Below are 17,518 nucleotides of genomic sequence, written 5' to 3'. Positions count from 1 at the left end.
TCTGAGGCGACGTCAAGAGGCTTGCAAGAGCTGTTCCGCGTTGTATCGTTACCACTCGACGGACGCCGACTGCTCCGGAGGGGGGCCCGGAGCGTGATCGCCCGGCCTACGATGAAGGACGTGGCCCAGCGGGCCGGCGTCAGCACCATGACCGTGTCCCGGGTCGTCAACGGCGAGCCCGGGGTGATGCCGGAGACCGCCGCCAAGGTGCACCGCGCCATCCGCGTGCTGGGCTACCAACGCGACGACGTGGCACGGCAGTTGCGGCGCAAGGGGCAGCTCAGCCAGACCATCGGCATCCTGGTCGACAATGTCGCCGACCCGTTCATGGCCGGCCTCGCCTCCGCCGCCGAGGACGTCGCCCGGCAGCACGGCAGCGTGGTGCTGATCGGCTCCTCCCGCGACGACCTGCACCGGGAGCGCGAAGTGGTCTCGGCGTTCACCTCGCGCCGGATCGACGGGCTGATCCTGATCCCGGTGGCGGGCAGCCACCGCTTCCTGCGCAACGCCATGACCACCGGCACCCGGGTGGTCTGCGCGGACCGCCCGGCCGCCGGGCTGCGGACCGACGCCGTGGTGGTCGACAACCAGGGCTCGGCCCGCAGGGCGATCCAGCACCTGATCGCCCACGGCCACCGCCGGATCGCCTACCTGGGCGACCGGTTGGACATCTCCACCATCGAGGACCGCTACGCCGGCTACCTGGCCGCGCTGGCCGAGGCCGGGATCCCGGCCGACCCGGCCGTGGTCCGGCACGGGCTGCGGGTCGGCACCGACGCCGCCGAGGCCGTCACCGGCATGCTGGCCCACCCGGATCCGCCGACAGCCGTGCTGGCCAGCAACGGCATCGTCGGGCTCGGCGTGCGGGCCGCGCTGCCGCCCGGCACCGCCCTGGTCGGCTTCGACGACTTCCAGCTCGCACCGCAACTCGACCCGCCGGTGACCGTGATCGCCCAGGACCCGGTCACCATGGGCAGCACCGCCGCGCACCTGCTGTTCGCCCGGATCCACGGCGACAGTTCGCCGACCCGCACCGTGGTGCTGCCCACCGAACTGGTGCAACGGGGCTCCGGCGAGATCCCCGGGCCGTACTGATGCCGGCCACTGCTGTCCGGTGTCTTGACAGCGCGACACGTTGGGTTCAGCTTATTGGCATGTTCCGAACGTAGACAACGTTGTCATGAAGGGACGACCAGATGCCACGACTCCGTGGAACGCACCGGTCCGCCTTAGCCCTGCTGACGGCGGGCACGCTGCTCGCCTGGGGCGCCACCGCGGCCCCCGCCCTCGCCGCGGCGAAGCCGGCCGCACTCGTCACCGCACCGGCCTCGCTGGTGAACCCGTTCATCGGCACCTCCAACGCGGCGGACGACTTCCCCGGCGCGGACGCACCGTTCGGCATGGTGCAGTGGAGCCCGGACACCCCGTCCCGTCCGGACGGCGGCGGCTACGAGTACAAGGACACCTCGATCACCGGCTTCAGCCTCACCCATATCGCCGGGCCCGGCTGCGGCGCCGGGGGCGACATACCCGTGCTGCCGACCGTCGGCGCCGTCAGCACCAGCGCGACCGACGCCTTCTCGCACAGCAATGAGTCGGCGACACCCGGGTCCTACGCGGTCACCCTCAACAACGGGGTGAAGACCGAGCTCACCGCCACCACCCGCAGCGGGATGGCCCGGTTCACCTTCCCGTCCTCCACCCAGTCCAACCTGGTCTTCAAACTGGCGAACAGTCAGAACGGGGACTCCAACACCCAGTTCAACGTGGTCAGCAGCACCGAGGTGAGCGGCCAGGTCACCAGCGGGAAGTTCTGCGGCGCGGGCAACAGCTACACCGTCTACTTCGACATGGTCTTCGACCACCCCTTCGCCACCAACGGGACCGCGGCCGTCAAGGCATCCCCGGCCACCACGCCGGCCGCCAAGGCCAAGCCCAGCGCGCCGGAGCCGAAGAACAAGCCCACCCTGCACGGCGCCGCGCCCGCGGCCAAGGCGGTCACTCCGCAGGTCGCGGCCAACGACGGCTATGTCACCTTCAACACCACCAGCAACGCGGTGGTGCAGGCCAAGGTCGGCATCTCCTACGTCTCCACCGCCAACGCGGTGGCCAACCGCACGACCGAGAACCCCAACTGGGACTTCGACAGCGTCAAGAGCGCCGGGCTCGGCGCCTGGAACTCGCTGCTCGGCCGGGTGCGGACCGACGGCGGGACCGCCGCCCAGCAGGCGGTCTTCTACACCGCGCTGTACCACTCGCTGCTGCACCCCAATGTGATCAGCGACAGCAACGGCCAGTACTACGGCTTCGACGCCAAGACCCACACCGTCGACGCCGGCCACAGCGCCGCCTACGCCAACTACTCGGGCTGGGACATCTACCGCTCCCAGGCCCAACTGGAGGCACTGGTCGCCCCGCAGGCCGCCTCGGACACCGCCCAGTCCATGGTCGACGACTACGCCCAGACCGGCCAGTTCCCCAAGTGGTCCGAGGACAACGGCGAGAGCTACGTCATGGTCGGCGACCCGGCCGACGAGATCATCGCCGACTACCACGCCTTCGGCGCCACCAACTTCGACACCGCCACCGCACTGACCGACATGGTCGCCGAGGGCACCAACGCCAACAACAACCGTCCCGGCCTCAACTACCTTGAGCAGCTGGGCTATCTGCCCAGCGACGGCAGCTACGGCTGCTGCAACTTCTACGGCCCGGCCTCCACCACGCTGGAGTACAACTCCGCCGACTTCGCCATCTCCGCCCTGGCCGGCGCGCTCGGCGACACCGCCCACCAGGCCTCCTTCGCCAACCGGGCCCAGGACTGGCGCAACCTGTTCGGCTACGGCAGCGGCTTCGTCCAGCCGCGCGACCTGCGCGGCCCATGGACCTCCGGGTTCTCGGCGACCTCCGGCAGCAATTTCGTCGAGGGCGACTCCTGGCAGTACACCCCGATGGTGCCGTTCAATGTGCACGGCCTGGCCACCGCGATGGGCGGCGACAGCAAGCTCGCCGCCTTCCTGGACACCGACCTGTCCTCGCTCACCGGCGGCAGCGGGCACACCGACCTGGGCAATGAGCCCAGCCTCAACATCCCCTGGGAGTACGACTACATCGGCCAGCCGTACAAGACCCAGAAGGTGGTCCGGCAGGTCCAGGACCAGATCTGGACCGACGCCCCCGGCGGGCTGGCCGGCAACGACGACCTCGGCGAGATGAGCTCCTGGTACGTCTGGTCCGCGCTCGGCCTGTACCCGGAGACCCCGGGCACCAACGACCTGGCGCTCGGTTCGCCGATGTTCACCCAGGCCGTGGTCACCCTGCCGGCCGGCGGAACGCTGACCATCAACGGCAGCGGCGCCGCCGACAACGCCCCCTACGTCCAGTCCGCCACCTGGAACGGCGCGGCCTGGAACAACGCCTACGCACCAGCCGGTGCGATCAGCGGCGGCGGCACCCTCGGCTTCACCCTGGGCACCACCGCCAACACCTCCTGGGCCTCGGCCGCCTCGGCCGCCCCGCCCTCCTACCCCGGCAACCCGACCTACACCGACGTCGGCACCTCCGCCGACAACGCCTCCTCCACCGCCAACTTCGACGGCGGCGGCTGGAGCTACTCGGCCACCGCACTGTCCAACGCCGGGATCAACCCGGGCGGCGCGGTCAGCGCCGGCGGGACCACCTTCAGCTGGCCCTCGCCCGCACCCGGGCAGCGCAACAACTACCTGGCGAACGGTCAGACCGTGGCCGCCTCCGGCTCCGGGGCGATCTCCTTCCTCGGCTCCTCCAGCAATGGCCCGTCCTCCGGGACCGCGACCGTCAACTACACCGACGGCAGCACCCAGTCCTTCCCGCTGGCCCTCTCCGACTGGACCCTCAACGGCGGCTCGGCGACCGCCCTTTCCGGCAGCACGGTGGCGGCCACCCTGGCCTACCGCAACCAGGCCGGCACCACCTCCGACACCGTCAAGACCTACCTCTTCGCAAGCGCCCCGGTCACCCTGACGGCGGGAAAGACCGTCGCCAGTGTCCGACTCCCCTCGGACACCAACACCGGCGCGCTGCACGTCTTCGCCATCGGCTTCAGCGCCGGAGGCGGCAGCAGCACCCCGCACATCGGCCAGATCACCTCGGGCGTCGGCACCGGACTGTGCGCCGACGACTTCAACGCCGCCACCAGCAACGGCAACCCGATCGACCTCTACACCTGCAACAGCAGCAGCGCCCAGCAGTGGACGGTGGGGACGGACGGCACGCTGAAGGTCCTCGGCGGCTGCCTGGACGTCAGCAACAGCGGCACCGCGGACGGCACCAAGGTCCAGTGGTACACCTGCAACAACACCGGCGCCCAGCAGTGGACGGTCGGCTCGTCCGGCTCGCTGGTCAACCCCCAGTCCGGCAAGTGCCTCGACGACCCCGGCTCGACCACCGTCATCGGCACCCAGCTCCAGATCTACACCTGCAACAGCACCAACGCCCAGAAGTGGACCCTGCCCTGAGCTGACCCGAGCTGACCTGACGCCGCCCCGGGGCGATCACTGCCCCGGGGCGGCGGCCTTTTCGCTCAGCGACTCAGCAACTGCAGGCAGGTGTCCCGCAGTTGGTCGTCGGGATGTGGGAGGTCCGGGGGCCAGTGCGTGGCCAGCAGGCGGCGCGGGGAGAAGGCCCAGTGCCGTAGCCGGGGCCGCAGCTGCTCCGGGATGGTGGCACCGATCTCCGCGAGCGCGAGCAGTGCGCGCAGGCCGACCGGGGTGGCGTCGGCGAGCGCGACCAGGATCGGGGTGGCCCGCGCCGGGTCGCCGGTGATGCGCCAATGGGCCTCGGCCGCGGCCATTCTGGTCCAACTGTGCGAGCTGTGGCAGAGCTCCTCGATCCGCGGGACGAGTGGGAGGCCGCGGTCGGCCAGCCGCCCGCACTCGTCCAGGTACCAGTGCACCTGCTTGCCGCTCTCCAGGCGGCGGCGCAGCAGTTCCAGCGGCTCGGCGGGGTCACCGCCGCCCAACCGGACCAGGGCGACGGCCGCGTTGACGCCTAGCAGTTCGTCGCTGCCGGTCGACGCCTCGGTCAGCAGGTCGAGCAGTTCCTGGTCGTGGACACCCCAGTCGCCGAGGCGGCGGGCGACCAGGACCGGGGCGCGACGGGTGCGCAGCAGGTCCTTGAGCTCGGGGAGGAGCGAGGCGGCGTCCTGCGCGGTGAGGGCCGAGAGCAGTTCGCCGAGGTGCCGGGTCTCGGCGTCGCGCAGGGCGGGTTGTTGCAGGAAGCGGTCGTCGCCGCAGCGCGCCAGCGCCAGCCGGGCGGCGGTTGCGGCCCGTTCGTGCGCGCCGGTGGCGTGGCGCAGCAGGGTGTCGCGGAGCGCGGCATCGGGCTCCGCTGCCTTGGGCAGCCAGCGTGCTATCGCCTCCAGACGCAGCGCCAGGTGCTGCGGATCGTCCAGCAACGGGAGTGCCTCGACGAGGAGGGCGACGACGTCGTGCTCGCGGTCGCGCCAGTCGCATGCGATCCGGTCCGCGCGGAAGGAGCCGCGGGCCGCCACATCGCCCTGCGCGATCCAGTGCCGGGCAACGGTCAGGGCCGTGTCCGCGTCGGTGTCCAGCACCGCGCTGACGCGCTCGTCGCCGGTCCCGAGGCCGGGGAAGGGGAAGCCGTCCTCGCCGGAGTCGGCCTCGGCCTCGGCCAGGATCCTTACCAGGTGCGGCGGGTAGGGCCCTTGTCCGAGGCGCTCCAGGCCGAGCAGCGCGGCTTCCCTGCGCAGAACCGGGTCCCCGGAACCCAGGGCATCAGCCTCCCGCGCGGCCAACGCCGTCGGATCGGGGTCAGTCCGGGCCAGGGCGGTGAGCGCGTCCGCGCGGACCTCCGCCACCGGGTCCTGCCGCAGTAGGCGCAGCAGTTCTTCCACCACCTGCGGGCTCGGACTCGTCTCCGCGACCGCCACCCGCACGGCGGCCCGCCGCACCGCACGGTCGGGATCGCGCAGACACGGCAGCAGGTCCGGCACCACTGCCGCGACCTGTGCCCGCACCCGCTGCTCGACCGACCCGTCCGGCGCTTCGTGCGCGGCCATCTCGGACAACAGCATCAGCACCCAGGCCGGCTTGAACCGGGCATTGACGGCGGCATGGGCAAGGAACGGGACGGCCTCGACACTGGCGGGATAGACCGAGCCCTGGTGCCACACATTGCCGTAGAGCTCGTAGAGCGCCTCGTCCACCTCCTCGGGATCGTCTGAGTACAGCGAACGCACCTGCTCGGGCACGTCCTCCGCGGGGCCGTAGGCATGAGTGAGCGAAGCCCAGTCGAGGGTGTCCAGTTCCTCAGGTGATCTCATGCCCGAGACCCTATCCATGGCCAGGGCGGGCGGCGGGCGCTAGAGTCCGGCCATGCTGCGACGCCTGCTTGCGCTCGGACGGTCTGTCTGGAACCTGCTCGCGGTGGCGATGACCGTCGCCGGGGTGGGGTTCGCCCTGCGGCTGCACTATGCGCCGCTGCGGTTCGGCGTGATCGCCGTGATCGCGGTCGGGGTGGCGGCCTCGGTGCTGGTCGGCCGGGTGGCCGAGCAGTGGCCCGCGCGACTGCTGCGCGCGGTCGGCTACGGGATGGTGCTGGCCGAGGGCCTGTTCCTGGCCCACAGCTTCGACTCTGCGACCGGAAACGACCAGTTGCATGAGAAGACCGTCCACGGGGTGCCGCTCTTCGGCGCCGTACTGGTCTGCTGCACCGTCGCCCTCGCCGCGGCGACCTCGCGTCGGGCCGCGGTCGGCGGTCGCGCCCTGATCGTCGGCGGCGGGGTCGCGGTGGTGACCGGCGCGGCCGTGCTGACGCCGGTGCTGCTGGCCCCGCCGCTGCCCAGGACACCCGGCTGGGCGCTGCTCGCCCTGTTCGCCGGGGGGTTTGCGGCGTTCCTGATCTCGGTCAAGTGGCTAGACCAACCGCGACAGTTCGGGGTCGCGGTGCTGTGCGCGGTCGTCCTCACCGGACTGCTGCTCGCGACGACGGTCGAGGGTCTGCTGCAGTTCTCCGCGCACTGGGTACCGGACACCAGCCCGGCCAATGTCGCGGCGGCCGACCGCCTGGAGAACAACCGGCTCGGCGCGGAGGACCCCTACCTCTGGATCCTCGGCCTGGCCTTCTTCGCGGCCCTGCCGCTGGCCGGCCTCACCCTCCGCCTCGGCGGCCGGTGGTGGCGTAGCCGCCCCGCGGAAGCTGGAGGGACGTCCACCGGCCTCGGGCCGGTCGTCGGCTGAACCGCGACGAGACCGTGTCGAAACCGGCTCCATCCTGTCCGATTGGCACTACTCTGGGTGGATGAACGTGCTCGTGCGCCGTCGGCATGTCGACTTCGGACGCATCTCCAGTGCCGCGTGTCGCCCTCTTCGCCATCGCTGAACCCTCTGGCTTGGCAGGACCGGCAGCGACAGCGCGCTCCCCGCGCGCCTCCCGAGCGAGCATCTGGAGACACTCATGTCACAAACCCGTACGGAAACCGAGCAGTACCTCGCCAACAACTCCGCCTACGCAGCCACCTTCGAGGGTCCGCTGCCGCTGCCGCCCGCGCGCCACACCGCGGTGCTGGCCTGCATGGACGCGCGGCTGAACGTCTACGGCGTGCTCGGCCTGGCCGAGGGCGACTCGCATGTGATCCGCAACGCCGGTGGCGTCGCCACCGACGACGCCATCCGGTCGCTGGCCATCAGCCAGCGCCTGCTCGGCACCCGCGAGATCATCCTGATCCACCACACCGACTGCGGGATGCTGACCTTCAGCGACGACGGCTTCCGCGAGTCCATCCGCGAGGAGACTGGCATCAAGCCGCCGTGGGCCGCAGAGGCGTTCGCCGACCTGGAGACGGACGTACGGCAGTCCGCGGCCCGGATCAAGTCCAGCCCGTTCGTCCCGCACACCGACCAGGTCCGCGGGTTCGTCTTCGACGTGGCCACCGGGAAGCTGGACGAGGTCGTTCTCTAACACTGTTCTGGTTCCCGGCCGCTGGTCCTCACGTCACGGCGATGTGCGGACCGGCGGTACGAGGGACGGCGGCGAGCAGCGCGGCGAGGTCGCACAGACGGCCAGAGTCCGCCGCGAGGGGCCTTCGGCGACCTGAACCCACCAGAGGGTGGGGAAACTCCCCCCGCAGACAGCACAAACCTTCCGCGGAGCGGGGTGCGGGGCGGGCCCGGGGTGGGGTGCGGGCATGGGTTGCGGCGAGGGCGTGGGACGCTGCGCGGACGCCGGTCGCTGCGCGGGGTGCTGCGCAGGCGCGGGGTGCTGCGCGGGCGCGGGGTGCTGCGCGGGCGCGGGGTGCTGCGCGGGCGCGGGGTGCTGCGCGGGCGCGGGTACCGGCGCGGCCGGAGGCGCAGCCTCAAGTCGCGGGTCCCGCGCAGGTTGCACCGCAGGTGCAGGGTGCGGCGGAACGGACGCGGGGCGCTGTATGGGCGCAGGGTGCGGCACAGGTGCGGGGTGCACCGCAGGTGAGGGGCGCTGCGCTGGCGGAGGTGCAGGCGCGGCCTCAGGTCGGCGGTTCCATGCGGGCCGTGGCGCCGGCGGCAGCGCGGCGGGGCGGGACAGGGCTGCCAAGCGCTTGCCGATGCCCACGCCCGGCGGCGTCGCCGGCAGTACCGGGGGCGGCGGCGGAAGCGCAGGCACAGGCGCAGCCGACCCCGCCGCCTTCTGCCAGATCGGGGCCCCCTTCACCAACAGCCGGAAGTCGTGGCTGCACTTGGCGCAGCTGACCAGCACCGGCTCCTTCCGCAGGTCCCCGCAGTCGGGGCAGAAGGTGACCGGCTGCTCGTCTGCCTCGGTGCTCTCGCAGCGCCCGCAGATGAAGTCGGGGTCGAGCTTGGCCTGCCGGAACACCGTGCCGAAGACCATGAACGGGTTGGGCTCCCCGCGCCCCGCGGACATGCTGACCACCGAGGCCAGCATCTTCAGATTGCGGTTCTTCTCGCGCAGCCGCTGCAGGTCGAGGTTCACCACCTTGGGGTGCCGGCAGTCCCGGCAGACGCACAGCGTCCGGACCGGCAGCTGCGAGCGGATGCCCAACTGCTGGTGCAGGAACTCGAAGGTCTTGCGCTGGTCCTCGGGCAGTTCCACCAGCAGGGTGCCCCGCCCGCCGGCGCCCAGCCGGCTCTCGACCAGCGCGGCGAGCTGCTCCACCTTCGCGGCCAGCGGCGGCGGCAGCGACCCCGGCCGGGAGCTGATCATCACCGGGATCGCCAGCAGCGTCCGCGCGGTGTTCATGTCCATGGTCACGGTGCCGGCCGAGGAGCTGACGACCAGTTGGTCGTAGCCGCTCCAGGACGAGGGCCCGGTGGACCGGGGTCCACCGGACAGCCGCTCGGAGATCCGCGCCGCCGCCCCGCCGACCAGGCGCTGGCCCACCGCGTGGCCGCGCTCCAGCGCCTCGACGTTGGGGCCGCGGACCCACCAGCGCGGTTCCGCGAACCCGAGCGCCGCGGCCTTCGGGTCGAGCTGGGCCAGCGCCTGGTCCAGCGCCAGCAGCAGCGCCTGGAAGGCCGCCTGGTAGGGGCCCTGCACCCCGAGCACCACGGCCGACACCGAACGGTCCGTCAGATGCACCGCACAGGAACTGCCGCCCGCCTCGGGGGTGAACTGCAGCCTGGCGCCCACCGGAACCTGATCCGGCATCAGCATCGCCGAGCGGACCGCGGAACCCCGCTGTGCCTCCACCACCGTGGCCATCTCCGAGGTGACCCGGAATCCGAGCCGCCGCAGCACGTCGACGGCCGCGGTGCGGACCCGTCCGGCGTCGGCGGCGACCCGGCGTTCGGCGTCGAGGGTGATCGAGGGCACAGCCGCTCCAACCATACGGATTCAGCAGGACCGGGCGGCGTCAGGACGAGAGGTCGTCCGCGGCGTCGGCGACGTAGCCGTCGGCTGCGGCGGACTCGTCCAGCGAGGAGTCCGCGTAGTCGAGCGAGGTGCTCGCGTCCTCGATGGCGGCCGAGTAGTCGGGCTCGTCACCGGTGATGTAGGAGTCGAAGTTGGCCTCCTGGACGTCCTCGGAGGCCCAGTTGGCGTAGAAATCTGACATTCCGGCGTCCTGCTCGGCGAAGTTCTCCTGCAGGGCCGCCTCGCCGAGGTCGCTCTGTGCCTCGACGATCTGCTCGGTGCTGACGTCGCCGTCGCCCGGTGCGAGGTAGTCGTCCCAGCTGTCCATGGTCCCCCCATGTGTTCGCGCACACCGCGCCGCCCGAACGAGCGGCTGCTGACATCCGCTCAGACAGAATAGCGAACCCGGACGGTTCCGCACGGGTTCCATCGGTTTGTTCCGATCCGGTCCACGAACCGTCCCATTCAGATCTCGACGGCGGGCTCGCGGCGGTAGCGTCCCGGCGCGGTGCCGAACTCCCGCCTGAAGGCCTTGGAGAAGGCGAACTCCGAGGAGTAGCCCACCCGTTGGGCCACCACGGAGAGCGGCATGTCGGAGTCCCTGAGCAGCCGTCCGGCCATGGTCATCCGCCACCAGGTCAGGCAGGTCAGCGGCGGTTCGCCGACCATCGCGGTGAACCGCTGGGCGAAAACCGACCGGGACAGCCCGCCGTGCGCGCCCAACTGCTGCACCGTCCACGGCCGGGCCGGGTCGTCGTAGATGACCTGGAGGGCGCGGCCGACCGCCCGGTCGGTGATCGCGCTGGGCCAGCCGGCCGGTCCGAGCCCCAGCGCGGCCTCGGCGGCCCGGTCGACCACCCAGGCCCGCAGGATGTAGAGCAGCATCGCGTCCACCAGCGCGGGGACGATGCCGTCCCGGCCCGGTCGGGCCTGGTCGAGTTCGGCGGACAGCTCCGCCGCCAACAGCTCGGTCATCGCCCGCAGTTCGGGATGCCGGGTGGGCTGCGCGGGGAGGTGCAGCACCTCGGGCAGTTCGGCCATCAGCGGGTGCGGGCGGGTCCGGCCGAGCTGGTAGGCGCCGCACAGCAGCAGCGAGCGCGGCCCGGGCCCGTCGATCTCCACCCGGCTGATGGTCGAGGAGGCGGACCAGTCGCTCGGGGCGAACGGGACGACCGGGCTGGCCGGGTCGTCGGCGAGGGCGTGCGGATTGCCGTCGCGCAGGAACAGCACGTCGCCCGCACCCAGCCGGACCGGGGCGACTCCGGTGGCCACGGGGCCCGCCGGGAGCAGCCAGCAACTGCCTTTCAGCAGTACGTGGAAGGTCGCCCCGGTGACCGCGGGAAAACCGAGACCCCAGGGCGCGCAGGCCCCGGTGCGCGCGATGCGGGTCGGCCCGACCCGCATCGCGGCGAGCGCATTGGCGAGGACGTCCATGCCTGTCATCATACTGGTTCGTCAGCGAAGTTGTCAGGATGATCAGACATACCGTCAGGGATCCCCGATAGCCATCATCCCGTCGTCCTCAGCCGAGCGTGGAGTGCTGGACGCTCGGCCGGCCGGAGCCGAGGAAGAAGATGCCCGGGTAGCCGGCCGTCTCAAATCCCGCGCTCGGGTTGGACTTCAGGGTGGAGCCCTGCAGAGTCAGGGTCCCGGTGCGGTCGTTGCTGACGAAGAACATCGCGCCGCCGCCCTCCTTGGCCGTGTTGTGCTCGATCACCGAGCCGGCCACGGTGACGGTATAGCGGTTGCCGTCGGTGTAGACCGCCCCGCCGCTGCCGCCGCCGGGCGTGCCGCTGCGCGCGGGGTTGGCGCCGTTGCCGACGGCGGAGTTGTAGCTCAGCACGCTGTTGAGCACCACCCAGGACACGCCGATGCTGCTCAGTGCACCGCCGTTGGAGCAGACGCCGCCCTGGCCCGGGGCCCCGCCGAAGGTGCTGTCCACCACGTAGACCGGCAGGCCGCCGGACTGGTCCAGCGCCCGGATCGCCGCTCCGCCGAGATCCGGCCCGGTGCGGTCACAACGGTTGCGCACAAAGCGGGAGTTGATCACCTTCAGGCGTCCGCCGCGGTCCAGGATGGCGCCCCCGCCGCCGCCCTCGGCGGTGTCCCCGGTGGAGTCGCCGTCGGCGAAGGTCAGGTTCTGCACCGTCAGTTGGGGTGTGCTCTGGTCGTTGCAGTGCGAGGTGGTCCAGCCCTGGGCCTGGTCGCAGGTATCCAGGTAGAGGATCCGCCGCTGCCCGCCCCCGCTGAGGGTGACCTTGCCGCCGCCGTCGAGGACCACCCGGGAGGACGCGTTCCTGACCTTGGCGGTGGCCGCCATGGTGATCACCACCGGGTCGGGGCCGCAGGAGAAGGTGATGACTCCCCCGGCCGCGACCGCCGCGACCACCGCCGCCGAGGTGCAACTGGCGGCCGTTCCCCTGCCGACGGTACGGGTCGGGTGCGAGGTGTCCACCGCCTGCGCCGCCGCCGGGACGGACGCTCCGCCGCCCGGGTTGCCGGCCCGGGGCAGCGCCGCGACCTTCCGCTTCGCACTCGGACTCGGGGTCGGCTTGGCGCTGGCACTGGCGCTGCTCTGCCCCGCGCTCGCGCCCGGGTCGGGCGGCGTCGCCACCGCCGTGCCCACCACGCCTCCGGCTCCGGCCGCAGCGGAACCGGCCGCCGTCCCCGACGGCGGACCTCCGGAACCGCACCCGGCCAGCAGCAGCCCGAACACCACCCCGGCGACAACAGCACCAGCCCCACGAGCCACGCGTATGGACGACATCGCCCGATGCTAGAGCCTGTCCGGCCGCTTCGTCCCGATGACGACAGTGGCGTACCGCTCCTCGCAGGCGACCACCCGGGATTCCAGACCGCCGCGCGCGAACGCCTCGACCGTGCGCCGCGCCTGACGCTCACTGGTCTCGATCAGCAGACGGCCGCCCGGCGCCAGCCACTGCGCCGCCTCGGCGGCGACCCGGCGCTGCACGTCGAGCCCGTCCGCCCCGCCGTCGAGGGCCACCAGCGGCTCGTGCTCCCGGGCCTCCGGCGGCAGCAGGCCGATCTCCTCGGTGGGGACGTAGGGCGCGTTGACCACCAGGATGTCCACCCGGCCGCGCAGGTCCGCGGGCAGCGCCCGGTAGAGGTCGCCCTGGTACACCCGCCCGCCGCGGGGCAGCACATTGCGCCGGGCGCAGCGCACCGCCGCCGGTTCGACATCGGCGGCGTGCAGTTCGATCCGGTCGAGCGCCGAGGCGATGGCGGCGCCCATCGCGCCGGAGCCGCAGCAGAGGTCGACCACCACGGCGCCGGGCCGGCCCAGCCGGACCGCCTGGTCGACCAGGAACTCGGTGCGGCGGCGGGGCACGAACACCCCGGGTTCCACCGCGATCCGCAGCCCGCAGAACTCGGCCCAGCCGAGGACCTGCTCGAGCGGGAGGCCGTCCGCCCGGCGCCCGACCATCACGGCGAGTTCGTCCGGGCCGGAGGCGGTGGAGATGAGGAGTTCCGCCTCGTCCTCGGCGAAGACGCAGCCGGCGGCGCGCAGCCTGGTGACGATGGCGGGGAAGGAGGGGGAGGGAGAGCGGGAGACCGACATGGGGTGAGCCTTTCGGGACGCCTGAGGGCGCCCTCCCGGTCACACGGGTCGGTGGGACCGCGCGGTCGTGGCACACGAACCGCGGGGTGAGGGCACCCAGCCTGCTGCAGCGGTAATGGGTCTCACCTCCTCGGAACGGCTCTGCGGACACGGTGTCAGGCGCCGCACCGGCGCCGACGCCCGTCACAGTACACGAGTATGAATCCGGACCCGTCCGGGAAGGGTCCAAGGATGACCGCACCCAGCATCGTCCCGCTCGCCGACGCCTTCGACCGGATCAAGGAGACCGTCGAGGACACCCTCGACGGCCTGAGCCCCGAGGAACTCGCCGCCCGCGTGGACGCCGACGCCAACTCCATCGGCTGGCTCGTCTGGCACCTCACCCGGGTGCAGGACGACCACATCGCCGACGCGGCCGGCCTGACCCAGGTCTGGCACACGCACGACTGGCTGAAGCGCTTCGACCTCCCCTACCCCCGCGACGCCCACGGCTACGGCCAGTCCAGCGCCGACGTGGCCGCCTTCCGGGGCATCACCGCCGACCTGCTAGCGCAGTACCACAGCGCCGTGCACGCACAGACCCTGCGCTACCTGGACACCCTGGCGGACGAGGACCTGGACCGGGTGGTGGACGACTCCTGGGACCCTCCGGTCACCCTCGGCGTCCGGCTGGTCAGCGTGGTCTCCGACGACCTCCAGCACGTCGGGCAGGCCGCCTTCGTCCGCGGCGTGGTCAGGCGGCGCGCCCGCGACAATCACTGACCAGCAGGACATGATGGAGGAAATCGGTCGAGAGAAGTGAGCGCAGCACCATGACCTCTGTCCTCTTCGTTGTCACCGGCGCCACCGAGTGGACCCTGGCCGACGGGAGCAAGCACCCCACCGGCTACTGGGCCGAGGAGCTGGCCGAGCCGCACCGGATCTTCCGCGAGGCGGACTTCGACATCACCGTGGCCACCCCCGGCGGCGTCGTCCCCACCGTCGACAAGGGCAGCCTGTCCGCCCAGGCCAACGGCGGCCAGGAGCGCGCCGACGCGATCGCCGGCTACCTGGAGTCGATCCGCTTCGAGCTGGAGGAGCCGCACGCCCTGGAGAAGGTCGAGCTGGACCACTACGACCTGGTCTTCTACCCGGGCGGCCACGGCCCGATGGAGGACCTCGCCGTCAACGAGGTGTCCGGCCGGCTGCTGACCGAGGCCCTGGACGCAGGCAAGCCGATCGGCATCCTCTGCCACGCCCCGGCCGCACTGCTCGCCGCCCGCCGCGAGGACGGCAGCTGGCCCTTCGCCGGCTACCGGATGACCGCCTTCAGCAACGCCGAGGAGCGCGCCGCCGGGCTGGCCGACCGGGCGAAGTGGCTGCTCCAGGACCGGCTGGTGCAGCTCGGGGCCGACTACCAGGAGGGGCCGGCCTTCGCCGGACACACCGTCAGCGACCGTACGCTGTACACCGGCCAGAATCCGGCCTCCTCGGGGGAGCTCGCCCGTACGCTGATCGAAGCGGCTATCTGACAACCCCGGAGGCAGACAGACCATGGTGACCATCGGACTCATCGGCAGCGGGCACATCGGCCAGGCGCTCGCGCGCCAGGCCATCGCCCACGGCTACGACGTGGTGCTCAGCAACTCACGCGGGCCGGAGACCCTGGCCGAGCTGGTCGCCGAGCTGGGGCCGCGGGCCAGCGCAGCGACACCGGCCGAGGCCGGCGCGGCCGGGGACATCGTGGTGGTGACGGTCCCGTTCAAGGCGTACCAGCGGGTCCCGGCCGAACCGCTGGCCGGCAAGGTCGTCATCGACACCAACAACTACTACTTCGAACGCGACGGCCACAACGAGGCCATCGACGAGGGCCGGGCCACGGTCAGCGGACTGCTGCAGGCCCACCTGCCCGACTCCAAGGTGGTCAAGGCGTTCAACAACATCGGTTCGGCCGACATCCTCGGCCACGCCACCCCGCCCGGCACCGCCGACCGGCGCGCGCTGCCCGTCGCCGGCGACGACCAGGAGGCGAAGAAGCGGGTCACCGACCTGATCGAGGAGTTCGGCTTCGACGTGGTGGACGTGGGGCCGCTGTCCGAGGGGGCCCGCTACGACCGCGACAAGCCCGCCTACGGCCCGCGGCTGAACAGCGCCGAACTGCGCGCGGCGCTGGCGAAGGGCTGAGCCGCGGGCGACGTCGGGGCCCGGGGAGCGGGCGCGGCTCACTCCCCGGCGTCGCCGCCCCAGAAGCCGGGGCCACCGCCCTCCCAGCGCACCGAGTCGGTGTTGGCGAGGTCCACGTCGTCCAGACCCGCCCGGCGGGCGAATTCGGTCACGTCCTCGACGCCGTACGCCTTGCCGACCACGGTGCCGAGGATCTCGACCCGGCGGTAGGGCGGCTTCTCGTCCCGTACCGGCGGGCGGACCACGATATGGGCGGTGTGCGGGGAGTGCGGGGCGTCGTCGATCGGAATGTCGCTCATGGGACATACGTTCCCCCTGGGGCCGGTGCTACGCACCCGGACCGGAGCCGGACCGGAGCCGGACAGGAGCCGGGCAGGGCTCAGAGCCCCTCCTGGGCCGCGAGCGCCCTGACCGTGGTGATGGTGTCGGCCTCGTCCGGCCCCTTGTCCTCGCGGTAGCGCAGCACCCGGGCGAAGCGCAGGGCCAGCCCGGACGGGTAGCGCGGGCTGCGCTGCAGGCCGTCGAAGGCGACCTCCACCACCAGCTCGGGGCGGACCCGGACCACCCAGCTGTCCCGGTCGACCTCGCGTTCCAGCAGCTCACGGGTCTGGAAGGCGAGCATCTCGTCGGTGAGGCCCTTGAAGGTCTTGCCGAGCATCACCCACTCCCCCAGCCCGTCCGGCAGCCCCTCGGCGCCGTCCGCCCGCGCGCCGAGGTGCAGATTGCTGAGCAGCCCCTGCCGTCGTCCGCTGCCCCACTCGACGGCGAGGACCACCAGGTCCAGGGTGTGCCGGGGCTTCACCTTGATCCATCCGGCCCCGCGCCGGCCGGCCGCGTAGGGGGTCGCCGGGTCCTTGACCACCACGCCCTCGTGGCCGTGGGCCAGGGCGTCCCCGAAGAAGGCCAGGGCGGCCCCGTCCTCGGCGGTGACCAGCCGCGGCACCCGCAGCTCCGCGGGCAGCAGCGCGGTCAGCGCCTCGAAGCGCTGCTCGCCGGGCCGGTCCAGCAGGTCCGCGCCGTCCAGGTGCAGCAGGTCGAAGAAGAAGACGCTCAGCGGCACCCGCTCCCGCAGCGCCTGGACGTCCTGGCGGGAGGCGGTGCGGGCGGCGGTCTCCTGGAACGGCCGCGGGCGGCCGTCGGGCCCCAGCGCGAGCACCTCCCCGTCCAGTACGGCGGAGCGCACCGGCAGGGCCAGGGCGGCCTCCACCACCTCCGGCACCCTGGCCGTGATGTCGTCCAGGCTGCGGGTGAAGACGCCGACCCGGTCGCCGTCGCGGTGCACCTGGACCCTGATCCCGTCGAGCTTCCACTCCAGCGCCGCCGGGCGCACCCGTTCCAGCGCGGCGGCGACATCGGGCGCCGAGGCGGCCAGCATCGGCCGCACCGGACGGCCCAGCTCCAGGCCGAAGGCCCGCAGCGCGGGCGCGCCGCCCTCCATCGCCGCGACCGCCACCGCGGCGGCGGAACCGCGGAACATCAGCGCCCGCCGCACCTCCGCCACCGGGACCCCGGCGGCCTTGGCGACGGCGTCGCCCATCACCGCGTCCAGTGCGCCCTGCCGCAGTTCACCGCCGAGCACGGCCCGCAGGAACGCCTGCTCCTCGGCCGTGGCCCGGGAGAACAGCTCGCCGAGCAGCCGCTGCCGCTCCGCCTGGGAGCCCGGGCCCTGGACCGCGGCCAGGGTGCGCAGCGCCCGCTCGGTCTCGGCGATGCCCAGCTCAGGCCCCGCGGCGGGCGGCGGCAGCGTACGCAGCGCGGCGGGGCCGACGCCGACCCGCATCCGCCGCGACTCGCCGGACAGCAGCGAGACCGCGGCGGGCAGGTCCTCCGGGCCCAGGCCGCGCAGCAGTTCCGCCAGCAGCGCCACCTTGGCGTTGCGGGCCGGCTCGGCCGCGGTGGCGTGGGAGGTGGCGGCGACCTGCTGCAGCATGG

The 17,518-nt window shown here is 72.4% G+C and carries 15 protein-coding genes; 7 read left to right on the top strand and 8 right to left on the bottom strand.

Features of this window, described 5'->3' with window-relative positions; all coding sequences use genetic code 11:
* Positions 1 to 93: 93 nt before the first annotated feature.
* Both ACEZDG_RS19170 and ACEZDG_RS19165 read left to right on the top strand, forming a co-directional pair.
* Complete coding sequence (locus ACEZDG_RS19170; protein ID WP_380510894.1) at positions 94 to 1,095, top strand: LacI family DNA-binding transcriptional regulator; 1,002 nt, start codon at positions 94 to 96, stop codon at positions 1,093 to 1,095.
* 101 nt (positions 1,096 to 1,196) lie between these two features.
* Complete coding sequence (locus ACEZDG_RS19165; RefSeq protein ID WP_380510892.1) at positions 1,197 to 4,496, top strand: lectin; 3,300 nt, start codon at positions 1,197 to 1,199, stop codon at positions 4,494 to 4,496.
* 65 nt (positions 4,497 to 4,561) lie between these two features.
* Here ACEZDG_RS19165 and ACEZDG_RS19160 read toward each other — a convergent pair whose 3' ends face one another.
* Complete coding sequence (locus tag ACEZDG_RS19160) at positions 4,562 to 6,322, bottom strand: HEAT repeat domain-containing protein (protein ID WP_380510889.1); 1,761 nt, start codon at positions 6,320 to 6,322, stop codon at positions 4,562 to 4,564.
* A 52-nt stretch (positions 6,323 to 6,374) separates the two neighbouring features.
* On the opposite strand from ACEZDG_RS19160, the gene ACEZDG_RS19155 reads away from it, so the two are divergent.
* Positions 6,375 to 7,238, top strand: coding sequence for a hypothetical protein (locus tag ACEZDG_RS19155; RefSeq protein ID WP_380510886.1), 864 nt, complete (start codon positions 6,375 to 6,377; stop codon positions 7,236 to 7,238).
* Between the two features lie 217 nt (positions 7,239 to 7,455).
* Positions 7,456 to 7,959 (top strand): beta-class carbonic anhydrase, encoded by a 504-nt coding sequence (locus tag ACEZDG_RS19150; RefSeq protein ID WP_380510883.1) that lies wholly within the window; start codon positions 7,456 to 7,458, stop codon positions 7,957 to 7,959.
* Between the two features lie 33 nt (positions 7,960 to 7,992).
* Here ACEZDG_RS19150 and ACEZDG_RS19145 read toward each other — a convergent pair whose 3' ends face one another.
* The 5 genes from ACEZDG_RS19145 to ACEZDG_RS19125 all read right to left on the bottom strand — a co-directional run bounded on the left by ACEZDG_RS19145 (position 7,993) and on the right by ACEZDG_RS19125 (position 13,423).
* On the bottom strand, positions 7,993 to 9,804 hold the full coding sequence (locus ACEZDG_RS19145) for a hypothetical protein (protein ID WP_380510880.1): 1,812 nt from the start codon (positions 9,802 to 9,804) through the stop codon (positions 7,993 to 7,995).
* A gap of 40 nt (positions 9,805 to 9,844) precedes the next feature.
* Positions 9,845 to 10,171 (bottom strand): hypothetical protein, encoded by a 327-nt coding sequence (locus tag ACEZDG_RS19140; RefSeq protein ID WP_380510877.1) that lies wholly within the window; start codon positions 10,169 to 10,171, stop codon positions 9,845 to 9,847.
* 137 nt (positions 10,172 to 10,308) lie between these two features.
* Positions 10,309 to 11,277: an AraC family transcriptional regulator gene (locus tag ACEZDG_RS19135; RefSeq protein WP_380510874.1), complete on the bottom strand. Its 969-nt coding sequence runs from the start codon at positions 11,275 to 11,277 to the stop codon at positions 10,309 to 10,311.
* Between the two features lie 88 nt (positions 11,278 to 11,365).
* Complete coding sequence (locus ACEZDG_RS19130; protein WP_380510872.1) at positions 11,366 to 12,610, bottom strand: hypothetical protein; 1,245 nt, start codon at positions 12,608 to 12,610, stop codon at positions 11,366 to 11,368.
* Between the two features lie 9 nt (positions 12,611 to 12,619).
* Complete coding sequence (locus ACEZDG_RS19125) at positions 12,620 to 13,423, bottom strand: putative protein N(5)-glutamine methyltransferase (RefSeq protein ID WP_380510869.1); 804 nt, start codon at positions 13,421 to 13,423, stop codon at positions 12,620 to 12,622.
* 231 nt (positions 13,424 to 13,654) lie between these two features.
* Between ACEZDG_RS19125 and ACEZDG_RS19120 the strand changes: the two genes are divergently transcribed.
* The 3 genes from ACEZDG_RS19120 to ACEZDG_RS19110 are packed head-to-tail and all read left to right on the top strand — an operon-like array spanning position 13,655 to position 15,586.
* Positions 13,655 to 14,185, top strand: a complete 531-nt coding sequence (locus tag ACEZDG_RS19120; RefSeq protein WP_380510866.1) for a mycothiol transferase — start codon at positions 13,655 to 13,657, stop codon at positions 14,183 to 14,185.
* A 50-nt stretch (positions 14,186 to 14,235) separates the two neighbouring features.
* Positions 14,236 to 14,934 carry a type 1 glutamine amidotransferase domain-containing protein gene (locus ACEZDG_RS19115; RefSeq protein ID WP_380510863.1) on the top strand — a complete coding sequence of 233 codons (699 nt, stop codon included), beginning with the start codon at positions 14,236 to 14,238 and terminating at the stop codon, positions 14,932 to 14,934.
* 22 nt (positions 14,935 to 14,956) lie between these two features.
* Positions 14,957 to 15,586, top strand: coding sequence for an NADPH-dependent F420 reductase (locus ACEZDG_RS19110; RefSeq protein ID WP_380510860.1), 630 nt, complete (start codon positions 14,957 to 14,959; stop codon positions 15,584 to 15,586).
* Between the two features lie 38 nt (positions 15,587 to 15,624).
* Here ACEZDG_RS19110 and ACEZDG_RS19105 read toward each other — a convergent pair whose 3' ends face one another.
* Both ACEZDG_RS19105 and ACEZDG_RS19100 read right to left on the bottom strand, forming a co-directional pair.
* Positions 15,625 to 15,885, bottom strand: a complete 261-nt coding sequence (locus tag ACEZDG_RS19105) for a hypothetical protein (protein ID WP_380510857.1) — start codon at positions 15,883 to 15,885, stop codon at positions 15,625 to 15,627.
* Between the two features lie 80 nt (positions 15,886 to 15,965).
* Positions 15,966 to 17,516 carry an ATP-dependent DNA ligase gene (locus tag ACEZDG_RS19100; protein ID WP_380510854.1) on the bottom strand — a complete coding sequence of 517 codons (1,551 nt, stop codon included), beginning with the start codon at positions 17,514 to 17,516 and terminating at the stop codon, positions 15,966 to 15,968.
* Positions 17,517 to 17,518 lie beyond the last annotated feature (2 nt).

The organism is Streptacidiphilus alkalitolerans, assembly GCF_042511045.1.
Taxonomy (GTDB): Bacteria; Actinomycetota; Actinomycetes; order Streptomycetales; family Streptomycetaceae; genus Streptacidiphilus; species Streptacidiphilus alkalitolerans.
Note: the sequence above shows the minus strand (reverse complement) of the source record. Positions and strands in the feature narration are given on the sequence as shown.